This is a genomic window from Janthinobacterium sp. PAMC25594 (genome assembly GCF_019443505.1).
Taxonomy (GTDB): Bacteria; Pseudomonadota; Gammaproteobacteria; order Burkholderiales; family Burkholderiaceae_D; genus Janthinobacterium.
This window is the reverse complement of the sequence record NZ_CP080377.1, coordinates 548,619-565,691: the sequence shown is the minus strand read 5'-3', so window position 1 is coordinate 565,691 and position 17,073 is coordinate 548,619. Positions and strand designations below refer to the sequence as shown.

The window sequence follows — 17,073 nt, the reverse complement described above, 5'->3', positions numbered from 1 at the left end:
AGCAACGGTATGAATGGGGAAACAATGACGAGCCCTGGTATGACACGCCACGACGACGCGCCTGCGGGCGAGCAAGCAGGCCAGCATGCCGGTTTTGTCCACGGCATGGCGGCCTGGGCGGAAAAACACCGCATCAGTCCCTGGCGCGGCAGTTTTGCCGAGTTTATCGAGCAAATCCTGCCCGGCCGCGCGGCCCTGCTGACGCGCAGCGCGCACCAGTACCTGTGGGACATGATGCGCTGGAACGGCCAGACCGATGACAGCGGGCGCTTCCGCTGCCGCCTGTTCGACGACGAGCTGTTCGGCATCGACGAGGCGATCGACCGGGTCGCCGCCTACTTCAAGGCGGCGGCCGCCGGCTCCGAGGTGGGCCGGCGCATGCTTCTGCTGCTGGGCCCGCCATCGGGCGGCAAGTCGACCCTGGTGATCCTGCTCAAGCGGGGGCTGGAAGAATACAGCCACAGCAGCGAAGGCGCCTTGTACGGCATCGCCGGCTGTCCCGTGCACGAATCGCCGCTGCACCTGGTGCCGTACAGCATGCGAGCCGACTTTCGCGCCAGCTATGACGCCGAGCTGCATGGCGAGCTGTGTCCCCATTGCCGCGCCCGCCTGGAAGAACAGTACGCGGGCGATTTCCTGCGCATGCCCGTCGAACGCATCCACCTGTCCGAGGCGGGCCGCTGCGGCATCGGCACGTATGCGCCGCACGACCCCACCACGGCCGACCTGGCCGACCTGGTCGGTTCCGTCGACCTGTCGAAAGTGGCGCAGTACGGCGACGAAGGCGATCCGCGCGCCTGGTCCTGGTCCGGCGCCGTGTATGCGGCCAGCCGCGGCATGCTGGAAATGATCGAAATCCTCAAGGTCAAGCGCGAATTCCTGTATTTACTACTCACCCTGACGCAGGAAAAGAATGTCAAGGTGTCGCGCTTCCCCCTGATTTACCTCGACGAAACCATCCTCGCGCACACGAATCTGGCCGAGTTTCGCAAATTCCTGCAAGAAAGTGAAAACGAGGCACTGCTCGACCGCATGGTCATCGTGCAAGTGCCATATACACTCAATTACCGCGAAGAAGCGCGCATTTACCGCAAGCTGATCCTGGCGGCCACGCCCGCCTTCCGCGACGTGCACCTCGATCCGCACGTGCTGCATGCGGCGGCCGTGTTCGCCATCCTCAGCCGCCTGCCCGAAGGCGAGGCCAAGGAAGCCGAGCTGGTCAAGAAGCTGCGCGTGTATGCGGACGAAGACGTCGACGACTTGCAGCATGCCGACATCCGCCGCTTGCGCGAGCGCGACAAGGCGCCCGACGAAGGCTTGTCGGGCGTGTCGCCCCGTTTCGTCATCAATGCCCTGTCGCACGCCATCATTTCCGCCCAGCGCAACAGTCTCTCCACCATGGACGTGCTGCTGGCCCTGAAGGATGGCATCGAAAGCGATGCGCGCATCGAACCGAGGCGCAAGCGCCAGTGGGTCGATTACCTGGTGCTCACGCGCAAGGATTTCTATAACCGCTGGGTCAAGGCCGATGTGCACAAGGCCTTGTTCGTGTCGTTCGAGCAAGAAGCGCAGGACTTGCTGAACAAATATCTCGATGAAGTCGAAGCCATGCTCGACAACCGCCAGATCCGCGACCCCATCACCAGTGAAGAGCGCCGTCCCGACGAGCGCTTCCTGCGCGCCGTGGAAGAAAAAATCCATATCAGCGACGCGGGCAAGCAGTCGTTCCGCCAGGAAGTGGTGCGCAAGGCCATGAGCGCCTTCAAGCGGGGCGAGCCCTTTGGCCTGGGTAGCCACGCGCAATTGCACGATGCCATCCAGCAATATCTGTTCGAGCAACGGCGCGACGTGCTGCGCCTGGTCGGTTCGGCCAAGCGCCCCGACGATGACGTGCGGGCCAGGATCTCCGCCGTCGAGCAGCGCCTGGTGGACGAATACGGCTATGACGCCCATAGCGCGCGCGAAGCGCTCAACTACGTGACCACCTTGCTGGCGCAGGAATAACCATGGCCGCCACGACTTCGCCAGTGTCCACCGCGCCTGCCCTGGCCCGGCCCTGGTACGGCTTGTTCTCGCGCGGCGCGCGCGACTGGCTGCGCCACAACCAGAAAGTACGCGACGCCGTGCAGGCGCACTTGCCCGAGCTGATCGCCACGCCTGACCTGATCGGCGGACCGCAGCAGCGCACGGTGCAAGTGCCCATGCGCCTGCTCGAACACGCGCGTTTCCGCCTGGCGCCCGCGCGCAACAGCGTGGGCGCGGGCGCGGGCCAGGGTGACGGCCAGCCCGGCGATATCCTGCGCGCGGCCCATCCCGCCGCCACGGGCGGTGCCGGAAGGCCAGGCGAAGGCGGCGATGGCGAGGGGACGGTGCGCCTGCTGCTGGAGTTTCCCATCGACGACATCCTCGACTGGCTGTGGGACGCCTTCGAGTTGCCGCACCTGAAGCCGCGCCACCTGGGCGCGATCGACGACGTGCGGCTGGTCCGCAGCGGTCTGGACCGGCATGGCGCCCGCTCGCGCCTGGACCGGCGCCGCACCGTCAAGGAAGCGATCAAGCGGCGTGCCCTGCAAGCGCAGCCCGTGCCCTTCACCAATGATGACTTGCGTTACCGCCAGGTGCTGGCCCAGCCCCGGCCCAGCACGAATGCCGTCGTGTTTTTCGTGCTGGACGTGTCGGCCAGCATGGCGCAAGCCGAGCGCAAATTGGCCAAATCCTTCTTTTTCTTTGCCTTGCAGGGCTTGCGGCGCAGGTATGCGCGCGTGGAAACGCGCTTCATCGCCCATACGACGCGGGCCTGGGAATTTTCCGAAGCCGAATTCTTCCAGGTCAATGGCATGGGCGGCACCATGGCGTCCACCGCCTTTCGCCTGAGCCGCGAACTGCTGCAGGAACATTATGCGCCGGGGCGCTACAACACCTATCTGTTCTATGCCTCCGATGGCGAAAATTTCAGCGAAGACCGGGCGGCCGCCAGCCTGGCCTTGGGCGAACTGGCCGCCTTGCTCAACTATATGGGCTATGTGGAAACCTTGCCCGGCGTGCCACGCAGCCTGGAAACGGAAATGCACAGCCTGTGCGCCGAGCAGGAACGGCGGGGCTTGCCCTTGCACAGCAGCATCCTCAGCAAGCCTGACGATGTGTGGGAAGCCATCCGCACCTTTTTCCAGCACGAGGCGGCGGACACGGAGGAAGCGTCATGACGCGGCCTGACGCCCGGAACCAAAGCGGTGCGCCAGACCAGGCCGACCAGGCCGCTTCCATGGGCCTGGACGGCTACGCGGCGCGCATCGAAGCGCTGGCGCGCGAGCTGGGCCTGGCATTTGCGCCCGTCGAGTTCGAGCTGGTGCCGGACAACTTCATGAACGAGATCGCCATCTATGGCTTGCCCGTGCGCATGCGTCACTGGTCGTTCGGCGTGCGCTACATCCACCAGCTCGTCCATCAGAAGATGGGCAACTCGCACATTTTCGAAGTCATGTTTCCCGGCGACCCTTGCCATGCCTACATGGCGGAACACAATTCCGTGGCCGAAAACACCCTCGTCACGGCGCATGTGCTCGGTCACGCCGATTTTGCCAGCCGTAATGCCCTGTTCCTGCGCTTCGGCGCCATGGCGGGCCAGCACATCCTGCAACAAAGCGCGGCGCGGGCGCAGCGTCTGGAAATAGCGCTGCAACGCCACGGGCAAGAGCAGGTGGAAGCCGTGCTCGACGCGGCACTGGCGCTGGAACAGCATGTGGACATCCATGCCGAGCTGCACCGCCCGCCCTATGCCGCGGCATCGGGGCCAGCCGGCGTCGCGGGCACGCCAGCTGGACCCGATGCCGCCGCAGACGACGCGTTTGACCGGCGTTACCGGCGCTTGCCCGGTGAGGCAGCCACGCTGGCGGCGCGCGAAGCGGCACGGGCACGCGTGACGCAGCGCCCGCTCGTGCCGCCGCAAGCCGAATACGATTTACTATGGTTTATCGCGCAACATGGGCCGGAACTGGCCGACTGGGAACGCGACATTTTCCTGGCCGTGCGCGAAGAGTCGTTTTACTTCTATCCCGTGTACGCCTGCCAGATCATGAACGAAGGCTGGGCCTCGTACTGGCATGCGCGCTTGCTGCGCGAAGCCGACTTCCTGCCCCCCGCATTGTATCTGGCCGCCATCAAGTCGCATTCGGACGTGGTGCGCCCTTACGCGGGCGAGCACCAGCAGGCGCTGGCCGTCAATCCCTATCACCTGGGCTTTTGCATGTGGGAGCACATCATCGAGCGCGAAGGACTGGCGCGGGCGCGCCAGATTTGCCGCGACGACGATGACTGCAGTTTCATCCGCAACTATCTGGACGGGGAACTGGCTGATCGCCTGGGCCTGTTCGTGCATGAAAGCCGCCGCGACGGCGAAACGCGCCTGGCCAGCCGCGACTTGCGGGCCATCCGCGAAGCCATCCTGGCACCCAAATACAACTATGGCGCGCCGTGCATCGCCGTCACCCTGCTCAACGACGACGGCAGCCTGGTGCTGCGCCACGATCACCAGCGCGACGGGCGCGGCCTCGACCTGGAGCGGGCGGAACAGGTGCTGGCGTACATCGCCCGCATCTGGCGCCGCCCCGTCACCCTGCATACGGCCGATTTCCGCGGCACGCCCCGTGTCCTGCACAGCAAGAGCGACGGCGTGCCCGAACCGCCCAAGCCACCAGCATCGCCAGCACCGACAGCGGCACCCGTGCAGCGTTAAACGGCACACCTGGCGCGGGCCCTGTGCGGTATCGATGCAGGCATTGCGCAGCATCGACGCCGGCCGCCAATGCGGGCACCTGGCAGGCTCCTCATGCGGACATCATGCGCAGCTGATGCGTACTTGAGGTGCACTTGATGTGCACTGAATACGCACTGAATACGCATTTGATACGCATTTGATACGCATTTTGATGTGTATCTGATGTGTATCTGATCCGCGCCCTCACGCCAGGCCCGTTTGCTCCACATACCAGGCGATGGTGTGCCGCAAGCCTTGCGCCAGGTCGTGCGTGGGCACATAACCGAGCAAGCGGGCCGCCTTGGTGATGTCCGCCTGCGAATGGCGCACGTCGCCGGCGCGAAATTCGCCATATTCGGGTGCCAATGCCACGTGCCGCGGGCGGGCGGCCAGCAGCATCTGCTGTATCGTGGCATGCAATTGGGTCAGGCTGGTGCGGGCGTTGACGGCCACGTTGTAGACCTGGTTGACGGCTGCCGGGTCGGCGCGCGTGGCGGCGAGGATATTCGCTTGCACGGCATTGTGCACAAAGCAGAAGTCGCGGCTGGTGGCGCCGTCGCCATGGATGTGCACGGCCTGGCCGTCCAGCATGGCGGTGATCCAGCGGGGAATGACGGCCGCGTAGGCGCCCAGCGGGTCTTGCCTGGGGCCGAAGACATTGAAATAGCGCAGCCCCACCGTCTGCATGGCGTAGCAGCGCGCGTACACCTGCGCGTACAGTTCATTGACATATTTACTCAAGGCATACGGCGACAGGGGCGCGCCGATATGCTGTTCCACTTTCGGCAAGGACGGATGGTCGCCATAGGTGGCGCTGGACGCGGCATACACGAAGCGCCGCACGCCCGCGTCGCGCGCGGCGGCCAGCATGTTCAGGAAGCCGCTGACATTGACGGCGTGGCACAGCAGCGGGTCTTCCAGCGAACGCGAGACGGAACCGAGCGCCGCCTGGTGCAGCACAAAATCGACGGCGACGGGGCCGCCCGGATCGGCACTGCCGTGCTCGCTCAAGCCGCCGCCGCCCCCATCTGCCTTGCCGTCGCCACTGCCGGCGGCCGGCGCTGGCGCGCCGCACGCGCGCGCACACGCCTGCGGGTCGCGGATATCGCCTTCGATGAAGGTGAAGCGCCGCCACGCCGCTTCGCCCACGCTGGCGCGTACTTGCTCCAGATTATGGCGGTGGCCCGTCATGAAATTGTCCAGGCCGCGCACTTCCTGGCCCAGCCGCAGCAAGGTTTCCAGCAGGTGCGAGCCGATGAAGCCGGCCACGCCCGTCACCAGCCAGCGGCGCGGCGTTTGCGCCAGCTGCGCGCAGGCCTGGGCATACGCGCTATCGCCGCCGGCCGGATCGAGGGTATCGGCCGCCATCACAGCCGCCACACGTGCAGGCCGCCGTCTTCCAGCGGGTGGGGGTCGAAATGCGACTTGATGTCGATGAAGCAGCCGTTTTCCAGCACCTTGGCCTGGAAGTCAGCCAGCGGACGGGCCAGCAAGGCCTGGTGCGAGACGGCGCTGATGATGGCCTCGGCCCGCGGCAGCTGTTCCCAGCTTTCCAGGCTCAAACCATACTCTTCCAGCGCTTCGCGGCCATCGGCGACGGGGTCGTGCACATGCACCTGCACGCCGTACGATTGCAGTTCGTGGATCATGTCGACCACTTTCGAGTTGCGCAAGTCCGGACAATTTTCCTTGAAGGTCAGGCCCAGCACGTTGACGTGCGACCCTTTCAATTTGAAACCGGCGCGCACCATTTCCTTGATGGTCTTTTCCGCCACGAATTTGGCCATGCCGTCGTTGATGCGGCGCCCGGCCAGGATCACATGCGGATGGTAGCCCAGCATTTCCGCCTTGTGCGTCAAATAATACGGGTCGACGCCGATGCAGTGGCCGCCCACCAGGCCGGGCCGGAACGGCAGGAAATTCCATTTGGTGCCCGCCGCCTGCAGCACTTCCAGGGTATCGATGCCGATGCGGTCGAAGATGATGGCCAGCTCGTTCATCAGCGCGATGTTCAGGTCGCGCTGCGTGTTTTCGATGACCTTGGCCGCTTCGGCCACGCGGATGCTCGAGGCCCGGTGCACGCCGGCCGCGACCACGCCTTCGTACAGGGCGGCCACCTTGTCCAGCGTGGCGTCGTCGTCGCCCGAAACCACCTTGCGGATGCTGTGCAGGGTGTGGTCCTTGTCGCCGGGGTTGATGCGCTCGGGCGAAAAGCCGACATGAAAATCTTCCTTCCAGCGCAGGCCCGAATGCCGCTCGAGGATGGGGATGCAGATTTCCTCGGTGGCGCCCGGATACACGGTGGATTCGTAGATGACGGTGGCGCCGCGCCGCATATGGCGGCCGACGGCCGCGCTGGCGCCGGCCAGGGCGGAGAAATCGGGATTGTGCGCGCTGTCGACGGGCGTGGGGACGGCCACGACGATGAAATCGGCCAGTTGCAGCTCGGCCGGATCGCAGCCCACGCTCAGCCACTGCGCCGCGCGCAGCTGTTCTGTGCTCACTTCGCCCGTGGGGTCGACATGGTTGCGGTAACTTTCTACCTTGCGTGCCGACAAGTCAACGCCGATGGTGCGCTGGCGCATGCCGAACGCCACGGCCAGCTGCAAGCCGACATAACCGAGCCCCACCACCGCCACCACGCCCGCCTTGTTATTCGCAGTGCCATCCACCTTGCTGTCCATATGCATGTGCTCCCAATGGTTGCGGCCTGAGCATCGCCGTCCGGGAAATTCTACGGTTGCCGATCCGGCCATTCTTGAGCGGGAACAAGAAACACGGGGCGGCGGCCAGCCGGCGCGCGGACAAACGGCGGCTTGTTGAGCGCAATCAAGGAGAGCGGCGCCCATCTTTTTAAGCTAGGCCATGCCCATCCTTCACGCACGCCGCTACCGGAGACTTCCATGGCCCGTACCCTGCCCCGCCCTTTCCCCGGCTTGCCGGCCGCCGCGCTGTGCTGCACCCTGCTGCTGCCCTTGCTGACGGGGTGCCACGGCACGCAGAGCAGCGCATCGCTGCTGGCCGACGCGCAGCAGTACCGCCAGAAGGGCGAGGCGCGCGCCGCCATCATCCAGTTGAAGAACCTGCTGCAAAAGGAGCCGGACAATGCGGCGGCGCGCTTGCTGCTGGGCAGCATCTATATCGATACGGGCGAAGCGCTATCGGCCGAGAAAGAATTGCGCAAGGCAAAGTCGCTGGGCCTGTCGGCGCAGCAAGTGATGCCGCTGCTGGGCAAGGCCTTGCTGATGCTGGGCCAGTTCGACAAAGTACTGGCCGAGATCGCCGATGATGCGGCGCAGCCCGCCAGCGTGCTGGCCCTGCGCGGCGATGCCTTGCTGGCTCTGGGCCGCCGGGACGAGGCGCGCGCCCTGTACTCGCGCCTGCTCGAAGCCCATCCCGACCAGGTCGAAGCCTTGCTGGGCCTGGCGCGCCTGGCGGCGCTGGAGCAGCAGGTGACGGCGGCCGAGCTGCTGCTGGCCCAGGCGTTGAAAAGCGCGCCCGCCAACCTCGACGCCTTGCGCCTGCAGGGCGACCTGCAGCGCCTGCAAGGCAAGAACGACGCGGCGCGCCTCGCCTACCTGCAGATCCTCAAGCTCAAGCCGGACAATACCCAGGCGCATATCGACCTGGCCAACCTCGATCTGCTGGAAAACCGCTACCTGGAAGCGGCGGCCCAGCTGGCCACGGCGCGCAAGACGGCACCCAACAGCCTGGGCTTGCTGCAGACCCAGGCGCTGCTCGATTTCCGCCAGGGCAAGAACAAGGCGGCCCTGCAATCGTTGCAACTGGTGCTCAAGGCGGCGCCCGACCACATGCCGTCCATCCTGCTGGCCGGCGCCGTGCAGCTGAAGCTGGGCTCGCCGCAACTGGCGGAAAGTTATCTGCAGCGCTTCCTGGCCGTGTATCCCCAACATCTGTACGCACTCAAGATGATGGCGTCGATCGAACTGATGCGCGGCAACACGGATGCCGCCCTTGACCTGCTGCTGCCCGTGCTGTCCACCTTTCCCGACGACGTGGAACTGCTGTCGCTGGCGGGCGAGGCGCATTTGCGCGCGCGCCGCTACGACAAGGCCGCGGCGTATTTCGAAAAGGCCACTACCCTGGCGCCGGACACGGCCAGGCTGCATGCGGCGCTGGGCATCAGCCGCCTGGGCATGGGCGAGAACAGCCGGGCCATCGACGAACTGGAACGCGCCAGCATGCTCGACAAGAGCACGCCGCAGGTGGGCACCATGCTGGTGCTGACCTTGCTGCGCAACAAACAGAACGACAAGGCCCTGGCCACCGTCAAGATGCTGGAACAGCAGCAGAAAGGCACGAATCCCCTGCTGCTGAACCTGAAAGGCGGCGTCTACATGGCCTTGCGCGACGTCCCCGCCGCGCGCGCCAGTTTCGAGCAGGCGCTGGGGATGGACCCTGTCTATCTCCCCGCGCTGAACAACCTGGCGCAACTCGACCTGGCCGGGAAAAAGCCGGAACAAGCGAAACAGCGCTTCGAGCGGGCGCTGGCGAAAGCGCCGAAAAATGCCGACCTGTGCGCGGCGCTGGCCAAGCTGGCCGCCTCGCAGGGCAAGACGGACGAGGCGCGACGCTGGCTGGAGCGGGCCCACCGCGACAATCCCGACGCCGTCGCGCCGGCCCTGCTGCTGAGTAACTTTTACCTGCGGACGGGCGCGCCCGACAAGGCGCTGGAACTGGCACGCACCCTGCAGTCGGGCCACCCGGGCGACGCCGATGCGCTGGCCCTGCGGGCGCAGGTCGAATACGGCGCCGGCCAGACGCAGGCGGCGCTTGACAGCTACAGCAAGCTGGCCAGCATACAGACGACGTCGGCACCGCTGCAGATGCGCATCGCCAGCTTGCACCTGGCACTGGGCGACGGCCACAATGCGCTGCAAGCCGTCAAGCGCGCGCAAGCGCTTGACCCGACCCTGCTCGAAGCGCGCGTGGTCGAAGTGGCCATGCTGCTGAGCCTGAATCGCCAGCGCGATGCGCTGGCCGTGGCGCGCCAGGTGCAGGAACACCAGCCGAAGCTGGCGGCTGGCTACAAGCTCGAAGGCGACGTGCTGATGGCGCAGAAACTGCCGCAGGAAGCCGTCAAGCTGTACCAACACGCCATCCAGCTCAGCAATATTGGCCCCATGCAGGTGCAGCTGCACCGCGCCATGCTGGCCGCGGGCCAGGTGCGCGAGGCCGATGCGCGCATGGCGGCCTGGCTGAAGGACAAGCCCGATGACCTGGGCGTGCGCACCTACCTGGCCGGCGTCAAGCTGGCGGCAAAGCAATACGGCGCGGCCATCGAACAGCTGCAGTACATCGCTACCAAGGACACGGCCAATGTGGCGGCGCTGAACGACCTGGCCTGGGCGTACCAGCAGGAAAAAGATCCGCGCGCGCAGGCGACGGCCGAGCAGGCGCTCAAGCTGGTGCCGGACAACCCCATCGTGCTCGACACCCTGGGCTGGATCGTGCTGGAACACGGCGACGTCAAACGCGCGACCACCCTGCTGCGCAAGGCGGCCGGCCTGGCGCCGAAGTTGCCCGAGATCCAGTACCACCTGGCTGCGGCGCTGGCGAAATCGGGCGACAAGCCGGGGGCGCGCAAGCAACTGGAACAGCTGCTTGCCGCCAACAAGGAGTTCCCGCAGCGGGCCGAGGCGCAGGCCTTGCTGACCCAGCTCTAGGCCATGGCGACGCACACGGCCTTGCCCGGCCTGGCAGCACGGCTGCTGGCCTTGCTGGCGGGCGCGGCCTGCATGCTGGCCCTGCGCCATTATCCGCTGGGCCACGGCTGGCCCGGCCTGCTGTTCGCCGCCCTGCTGCCCGCCTATTTCCTGCTGCTGTGCTGGCGTCCCGCCTGCTGGCTGTTCTGCGTGCCCGCCCTGCTGCCCGTGCTCGACCTGGCGCCGTGGACGGGCTGGTTCTTCCTCGAAGAAATCGACGTGCTGCTGTTGCTGACGGTAGCCTGCGGCTATTGGCGCCTGGGCGGACCGGCCCGGAGCGCCGCGGCGCAGCTTTCTCCCGCCGCGCGCGCCTGCCTGCTGCTGTGCAGCCTGGCCTGGCTGGCGGCGCTGCTGCGCGGCGTGCTGCCGCTGCCGCCCCTCGACGTGTATGCCTGGGATAATTACCTGAGCCCCTACAACAGCTTGCGACTGGGCAAGGCCTGGGCCTGGAGCATGCTGCTGCTGCCGCTGCTGCTGCGCGATGGGGAGCCGTCCGCCCTGCGCCGCTACGCGCTGCCGGGCATGCTGGCCGGGCTGGCCATGGTATCGCTGTTCGCGCTGTGGGAGCGGGCGGTGTTTCCCGGTTTGACGAACCTGTCCAGCGACTACCGCATCACGGCGCCGTTTTCCGCCATGCACACGGGCGGCGCCGCGCTGGACGGCTATCTGGCGCTGAGCCTGCCATTTGCGGGCCTGTGGCTGGCGCGCGCGCGCAGCCGCTGGCAGGCGGCGCTGGCCTTGCTGCTGCTGGCCCTGGCCCTGCACGCGGCATGTACCACCTTTTCACGCGGTCTGTACGCGGCCCTGGCGGCGGCCATGCTGCTGGCCTTGTGGCACATCCTGCGCACAGGCCCCGGCGCGGCGCGGCGCCCGACGGGCCGGCGCCCCATGCGCAAACCCTTGCTGATGCTCCTGCTGGCCGGCCTGGGCACCGTCCTGCTCGTATACATGTTCAGCCTGGCCGGCTACCGGGGCTTGCTCGCCGCCGTCGTCCTGCTCGCGGCCAGCTTCGTGCTGGCGGCGCGGCCTTTGCCGTGGCGCCTGGCGCCGGCTAGCCTGCTGTGCGCGCTGTGCCTGCAGGGGCTGCTTGCCAGCTGGTGGCCGGAAGGGGCCGGCCAGCCGGCTGCCGGCTGGCTGAAAGGACCGTACTTCCTGTTCCTGCTGGCCGCCCTGCTGCTGGCGGGCGCGCTGCTGCCCGGCCCCCTGTGGCCGGGCGCCGCCGCCGGCAAAGGCCCTGCCAGGCTGGTCCTGGCGATGATGGCGTGGACCATGCTGGCATGCAATCTCGTCTGGATAGGCTGGCACTGGGCCGGTGCGCCCGCCCTGGCGCCGGCCGGGCTGGTCGTGTCGCTGGCCATGCTGATGCTGTGCAATGGACGCTTGCGCGCGCCGCTATGGCGGCTGGACCGGGCCAGCCTGAGCATCGCGGGCGCGGCCGGCATCCTGCTGCTGCTGGCCATCCCCGTCTCGGCCAGCTATTACGCCACCGAACGTTTCGCCACCACAGCCTTCGACATGCAAGGGCGCTTGCGCCATTGGCGGCAAGTGCTGGCCATGCAGCCGTCCGACTGGGGCGATCAGCTGTTCGGCATGGGCATGGGCAGCTTTCCTGCCACGTACTACTGGCACAATCCGGGGCGCGATGTGCCGGCCAGCATCGCGTATGCGCAAGAAGAGGGCCAGCCTGGCAATTCCCCCAACACCTATGTGCGCCTGGCCAGCCCCGGCTACAGCGCCGGCTATGGCGAACTGCTGCGGCTGCTGCAACGCCTGCCGCTGCAGCCGGCCACGCACTACACCCTGGCGCTGGACGCGCGCCGAAGCGGCCCCATGCCCGTGCTGCTGGTGCGCCTGTGCCAGCGGCAATTGCTGTACGCACAAGCTTGCGTGCCTGTCCCCCTGCGCCTGCGGGCGCCGCCGCCTGGCAGTCCCGTGCCGGCCTGGCAGCACTATGAAGTGCCGTTCGACAGCAAATGGCTGGGCGCGGGCGCCTGGCTGCTGCGCCCGCCCGTGCAACTGGAACTGGCGGCCAGCGGCACGGCCACCTCGTCCGTGATCGACGTGGACAATCTGAGCCTGCGCGCGCCCGGCGGCGAGGAAATGATCGCCAACGGGCGCTTTACGCAGGCCAACAATTACTGGTTTTTCAGCAGCGACCACCATCACTTGCCGTGGCATATCAAGAGCCTGGCGCTGCATGTGCTGGTGGAAACGGGCTGGTGCGGCGCACTGTCCCTGCTGGCCCTGTTATCCCTGGCCGGCCTGCGCCTGCTGCGCCAGGCAACGGCGGGCAACCAGTGCGCGCTGGCCTGCGCCGCCGCCCTGCTGGGTTTTCTCGTCGTCGGCCTGTTCGACAGCCTGCTCGACGTGCCGCGCATCGCCCTGCTGTGCTATCTGATGCTGCTGTGCGCATTGCTGCAGCCCCCGCTACCTCCTCCCCTTGAAAGCCTGCCGCCATGAAATCCCCGCCGTTGACATTCTCCGCCGTCCTGCTGTCCGGTTTGCTCCTGGCTGTGGCCAGCGCGCCCTGCCGCGCCGACCAAGCCCTGGCGCAAGTCATTGCGCGCGTGAAGCCGTCCGTCGTCGGCGTGGGCAGCCTGCAGGCGACGCGCACGCCGCCCATGAATTTCCTCGGCACGGGTTTCGTGGCGGGCGACGGCTTGAGCGTGCTGACCTGCGCCCATGTGGTTCAGAAATTGCTCGACGCCAGTCCGGACGAATCCATCGGCATACTCACGGGCCAGGGCGAGGCGGCGCAATTTCGCCCCGCCAGAATCCAGGCGGTGGACACCGAACACGACCTGGCCTTGCTGCGCCTGGCTGGCGCACCGCTGCCGGCCCTGGCGCTGGGCGACGCGGCCACGGTGCGCGAAGGCCAGGCCATGGCCTTTACCGGGTTTCCGCTGGGTACCTTACTGGGTCTGCACCACGTCACGCACCGCGCCACCGTATCGTCGCTGACGCCGGTGGTCAGGCCCAGCGCCACCGCGCAGCGCCTCGACACCCGGCGCCTGGCGCAACTGCAAAAAGCGCCGTACACGGTGTTCCAGCTGGACGCGACGGCGTATCCGGGCAGCAGCGGCAGCCCCCTGTTCGATCCCGAGACCGGCATCGTCTACGGCATCGTCAACATGGTGTATGTCAAGGGCCTGAAAGAGGCGGCCATCACCGCGCCCAGCGGTATCACCTACGCGATTCCGGGCAGCCACATGCAGGCGATCTTGCTGAAAAATAAATGAGTCAGTTGCGCCCCTGCCTGAGCCGGTCGGTAATCCCTGGCTCATCCCATGTCGGAAAAAAAAAGGGGTAAAACGACCGTTCACCCCCATGCTGTTCCATCATGCCGCCGTACTTGCGTATCTGGGCCCCCATGTAGTCGAGGTCCAGGCGCAGCAAGACGGCCGGCGCCCCCACGCGCGTGCACTCTCGCTCGCCGCCAAAATCCTTGAAACCCAGCATGCGCTTGTAAAACACCACATGGCGTGGATTGACTTCGATGACGTAATCCGTAAAGCCGTGAATATTGTGGGCATAAATATAAGAAATATGAATCAGCGCCGCAAACACGCGCTTGCTCACGCCCTTGTCGATGGCCAGGCGCGACGGTTCGCACAGCCGGCGCCCCTGCTCGCGCAGCACGTCGAGCTTGTCGCGGAAGTTTTCATCGGCGGGCAAGCCCGTCTCGTCATTGTCCAGGCACAGGGTCATGGTGCCGACGGTGGAGCCCGCCGTTTCCGCAAACAGGGTGATTTTATTCAGCGCATGCGCGATGCCTGGATCGACGGCATAGCCGCGCCAGCCGTACATCTTGCGGATCAGCAAACTGGCCGCCTCGCGCCGGCCACGCGAATTGGCCATGCGGATATGAAAGCGCTGCAGGTCGAGCTCGTGCTCCATCGCCGGGTCGATCTGGCCCTCGCCCACCACCAGGTCACTGAAAGCACCTGGCGTGTCGAAGGAAATAATAGGTTCATCTTCAAAGCTCATCTTGTCCTCACGTTCATCGGCAGCCGTCAAGACGGACTGAAGCCAATGCCTTGTGACAAGATAAAAAGCAGAGAAGTTCCCGCGTCAGGCAAAAAAAACAGAAGAAATATGCTATTCAGTAGCAAAATTGCATGCTGAAATTTGCCTGCAAGTACAAATTGACAAATATAAGTGCTGTTTTGATATTGCCGAGCCCGCTGCTAAAAAAAGCTCTCCGGTATCAGCAGCACGTCGCCCGGCCGCATCATGACGTTCGCGGAAATATCGCCACTCTTGAGCAGGTCGTCCAGGCGCACGCCCAGCTGCTGCTGGTTGCCGTCGCGCATGCGGATGATGCTGGCCTTGTTGCCGGCGGCAAAGTCAGTGATGCCGCCCACGGCGATGAGCACGTCCATCAGCGACATGCCCAGGCGGTACGGCAGCGCCTGCGGCTTGGCCGCCTCGCCGATGACCCGGATCTGCTCGCCATACGGGCCCGAGAAATTGGTGACGATGACCGTCACCACCGGTTGCTGGATAAACTTGCCCAAGGCTTGCTCGATATCGCGCGCCAGCTGGGTCGAGGTCTTGCCGCTGGCGGTCAAATCCTCCACCAGCGGCGTGGTGATCTTGCCATCGGGCCGCACAGCCACCGTCAGCGACACTTCCGGATTGCGCCAGACGATGATGTTGACGGAGTCGCCCGGGCCGATCAGGTAGTCGTGCATGGGGGCGCTGTCGTCGGCGGGCGCCAGCGGATAGCGGGTGCGGCAGCCCCCCAGCAAGCTGCTGGTACAGGCCAGGAGCAGCGTGTGGCATACAAATGCACGGCGAAACGGATTCATGCGGAGCCTCTTCGAGTCGATGGCGCATCCATGGCCGGCCCCGCAGAACCAGCCTGGGCCGCGAACTTCCTATGATTATTAAAACCCGGCAAGTGAACCTTGAGGCGTATCAAGAAGCAATCATCTTGGGAAATTTTGCTCCACAGCCGCCCTATACTTTGCTTACTCAACAGGCAAGCATTTCTTGCAAGACGCCGTTGTCCGCGCCGCCCAGCCATCGACCGTGCAGCACCGTCACCTGAAGGAAGCGACATGGAGCAATTGATACAGCAACTGCTTTCCAGCCTGAAAGGCATCTGGAAGTACCGCTGGCATGCGCTGCTGGTGGCGTGGCTGGTGGCGATAGTCGGCTTCATCAAGGTCATTACGCTACCCGACGACTTCCAGACGTCGGCGCGCGTGTTTGTCGATACGCAAACCATCCTCAAGCCGCTGTTGGCCGGCATGACCAGCGTGCCGAACACGGAACAACAGGTGGCCATCATGAGCCGCACCCTGCTCAGCCGCCCGAACGTGGAGCGCGTCATGCGCATGGTCGACCTCGACCTCGATTCGAAGACCGTGCGCGAACACGAAGCCCGGCTCGATGAGCTGATGAGCCGCATCAAGATCACCGGCACCAACGCCTACGATATCTACACCATCAGCTACAGCGGGCGCGACCCGAAGCTGGTGCGCGACGTGGTGCAAAGCCTGCTGACCATCTTTGTCGAAGGCAGTTTCCAGGAAAAAAAGGGCGATTCGCAGAAGGCCGTGCAATTCATCGACGAGCAGATCAAGAATTACGAGGACAAGCTGAGCGCGGCGGAAAACCTGGTGAAGGAATTCAAGATCCGCAACAACCTGCTGCTGCCGCGCCAGGGCATCGACTATGGCAGCCAGCTGCTGATGTCGTCCGATAGCCTGAACAATGCCAAGCTGGAACTGGTCGAGGCGGAACAGGCGCGCAAGGCCATCCAGAGCCAGATCGAGGGCGACGAACCCGTGCTCGATCTGGAGCCGAACGCGGCATCGATCACGAATCCCGAACTCGACGAGCGCATCGCCACGCTCAACAAGAATCTGGACAGCCTGCGCATGCAATTTACGGAATTGCATCCCGACATCATCGCCTCGAAGCGCCTCATCGCCCAACTGGAGGAGCGCAAGATCGAGGAAAGCAAGCTGAAAACGGCGTCCGGCGACCCGGGCAAGAACTACAGCCCCATGCTGCAGCAGCTGAAGGTGGCGCTGACGGATGCGGATGCCAAGGTGGCCGCCATCCGTGCCCGCGTGCAGGAGTACAGCGCGCGCAATGAGCGCCTGCTGGCGCAGAGCAATGCCGTGCCCGAGGTGGAATCGCAGCTGGCGCAACTGAACCGCGACTACGTCATCAACAAGGAAAACTATGAAAAGCTGATCGGTCGGCGCGAAGCGGCCAAGCTGTCGGGCGAACTCAGTTCCACCACCGAGATGATGGCCTTCAAGATCATCGACCCGCCCACGGTGCAATATGCGCCCGTCGGCCCGAACCGTCCGCTGCTGTTTTCCGCGGCGCTGGGCGCGGCCCTGGTGGCCGGCATCGCCACGGCTCTCCTGATCAGCCAGGTGCGCCCCACCTTCCTCAGCCCCGCCGAACTGCGCGATGCCACGGGCTTGAATGTGCTGGGCACGGTATCGATGAACTGGACGCCGCTGCAGCAGGTGCGCCGCCGCCGCGCCCGCTATGCGTTTGCCGGTTGCCTGGGCAGCCTGTTCGTGCTGTACGGCGGGGTCATGACGGCCGCGCTGCTGAAATTCTAGA

General features: G+C 65.5%; 11 protein-coding genes. 7 read left to right on the top strand and 4 right to left on the bottom strand.

The genetic code is table 11. The features are described from left to right. Positions 1 to 39: 39 nt before the first annotated feature. Genes KY494_RS02510 through KY494_RS02500 form a run of 3 tightly spaced genes read left to right on the top strand, consistent with a single transcriptional unit; the run spans position 40 to position 4,732 of the window. Complete coding sequence (locus KY494_RS02510) at positions 40 to 2,004, top strand: serine protein kinase (RefSeq protein WP_219889747.1); 1,965 nt, start codon at positions 40 to 42, stop codon at positions 2,002 to 2,004. 2 nt (positions 2,005 to 2,006) lie between these two features. Beyond that, positions 2,007 to 3,203 carry a DUF444 family protein gene (locus tag KY494_RS02505; RefSeq protein ID WP_219889746.1) on the top strand — a complete coding sequence of 399 codons (1,197 nt, stop codon included), beginning with the start codon at positions 2,007 to 2,009 and terminating at the stop codon, positions 3,201 to 3,203. Beyond that, on the top strand, positions 3,200 to 4,732 hold the full coding sequence (locus KY494_RS02500; RefSeq protein WP_258194608.1) for a SpoVR family protein: 1,533 nt from the start codon (positions 3,200 to 3,202) through the stop codon (positions 4,730 to 4,732). The genes KY494_RS02505 and KY494_RS02500 overlap by 4 nt, the downstream gene beginning before the upstream one ends. Positions 4,733 to 4,957: 225 nt before the next feature. On the opposite strand, the gene KY494_RS02495 is transcribed toward KY494_RS02500, so the two are convergent. Beyond that, entirely contained in the window at positions 4,958 to 6,121 is a 1,164-nt protein-coding gene (locus tag KY494_RS02495) for an SDR family oxidoreductase (RefSeq protein ID WP_219889745.1), read from the bottom strand. Beyond that, positions 6,121 to 7,443 carry a nucleotide sugar dehydrogenase gene (locus KY494_RS02490; RefSeq protein ID WP_375143453.1) on the bottom strand — a complete coding sequence of 441 codons (1,323 nt, stop codon included), beginning with the start codon at positions 7,441 to 7,443 and terminating at the stop codon, positions 6,121 to 6,123. The genes KY494_RS02495 and KY494_RS02490 overlap by 1 nt, the downstream gene beginning before the upstream one ends. Before the next feature lie 213 nt (positions 7,444 to 7,656). Here KY494_RS02490 and prsT point away from each other — a divergent pair, with 213 nt between their 5' ends. Genes prsT through KY494_RS02475 form a run of 3 tightly spaced genes read left to right on the top strand, consistent with a single transcriptional unit; the run spans position 7,657 to position 13,718 of the window. Further along, the gene (gene prsT / locus KY494_RS02485; RefSeq protein ID WP_219889744.1) at positions 7,657 to 10,440 is read left to right on the top strand and encodes an XrtA/PEP-CTERM system TPR-repeat protein PrsT; all 2,784 of its coding nucleotides are present in this window, start codon (positions 7,657 to 7,659) and stop codon (positions 10,438 to 10,440) included. A 3-nt stretch (positions 10,441 to 10,443) separates the two neighbouring features. Then, positions 10,444 to 12,939 (top strand): hypothetical protein, encoded by a 2,496-nt coding sequence (locus KY494_RS02480; RefSeq protein WP_219889743.1) that lies wholly within the window; start codon positions 10,444 to 10,446, stop codon positions 12,937 to 12,939. After that, positions 12,936 to 13,718 (top strand): serine protease, encoded by a 783-nt coding sequence (locus KY494_RS02475; RefSeq protein ID WP_219889742.1) that lies wholly within the window; start codon positions 12,936 to 12,938, stop codon positions 13,716 to 13,718. Before KY494_RS02480 ends, KY494_RS02475 begins: the two co-directional genes overlap by 4 nt. Before the next feature lies 1 nt (position 13,719). Here the strand turns inward: KY494_RS02475 and KY494_RS02470 are convergent, their stop codons facing one another. Then, positions 13,720 to 14,466: a long-chain N-acyl amino acid synthase gene (locus tag KY494_RS02470; protein ID WP_219889741.1), complete on the bottom strand. Its 747-nt coding sequence runs from the start codon at positions 14,464 to 14,466 to the stop codon at positions 13,720 to 13,722. A gap of 200 nt (positions 14,467 to 14,666) precedes the next feature. Next, positions 14,667 to 15,290, bottom strand: a complete 624-nt coding sequence (locus KY494_RS02465; protein WP_219134468.1) for an XrtA/PEP-CTERM system exopolysaccharide export protein — start codon at positions 15,288 to 15,290, stop codon at positions 14,667 to 14,669. Positions 15,291 to 15,542: 252 nt separating this feature from the next. Between KY494_RS02465 and KY494_RS02460 the strand changes: the two genes are divergently transcribed. After that, positions 15,543 to 17,072, top strand: coding sequence for an XrtA system polysaccharide chain length determinant (locus tag KY494_RS02460; RefSeq protein ID WP_219889740.1), 1,530 nt, complete (start codon positions 15,543 to 15,545; stop codon positions 17,070 to 17,072). Position 17,073 lies beyond the last annotated feature (1 nt).

Excerpts from the sequence above, each read along its gene's own strand:
- KY494_RS02510 (WP_219889747.1), top strand. The coding sequence starts at position 40 with ATGACACGCCACGACGACGCGCCTGCGGGCGAGCAAGCAGGCCAGCAT.
- KY494_RS02505 (WP_219889746.1), top strand. The coding sequence starts at position 2,007 with ATGGCCGCCACGACTTCGCCAGTGTCCACCGCGCCTGCCCTGGCCCGG.
- KY494_RS02500 (WP_258194608.1), top strand. The coding sequence starts at position 3,200 with ATGACGCGGCCTGACGCCCGGAACCAAAGCGGTGCGCCAGACCAGGCC.
- KY494_RS02495 (WP_219889745.1), bottom strand. The coding sequence starts at position 6,121 with ATGGCGGCCGATACCCTCGATCCGGCCGGCGGCGATAGCGCGTATGCC.
- KY494_RS02490 (WP_375143453.1), bottom strand. The coding sequence starts at position 7,443 with ATGCATATGGACAGCAAGGTGGATGGCACTGCGAATAACAAGGCGGGC.
- prsT (WP_219889744.1), top strand. The coding sequence starts at position 7,657 with ATGGCCCGTACCCTGCCCCGCCCTTTCCCCGGCTTGCCGGCCGCCGCG.
- KY494_RS02480 (WP_219889743.1), top strand. The coding sequence starts at position 10,444 with ATGGCGACGCACACGGCCTTGCCCGGCCTGGCAGCACGGCTGCTGGCC.
- KY494_RS02475 (WP_219889742.1), top strand. The coding sequence starts at position 12,936 with ATGAAATCCCCGCCGTTGACATTCTCCGCCGTCCTGCTGTCCGGTTTG.
- KY494_RS02470 (WP_219889741.1), bottom strand. The coding sequence starts at position 14,466 with ATGAGCTTTGAAGATGAACCTATTATTTCCTTCGACACGCCAGGTGCT.
- KY494_RS02465 (WP_219134468.1), bottom strand. The coding sequence starts at position 15,290 with ATGAATCCGTTTCGCCGTGCATTTGTATGCCACACGCTGCTCCTGGCC.
- KY494_RS02460 (WP_219889740.1), top strand. The coding sequence starts at position 15,543 with ATGGAGCAATTGATACAGCAACTGCTTTCCAGCCTGAAAGGCATCTGG.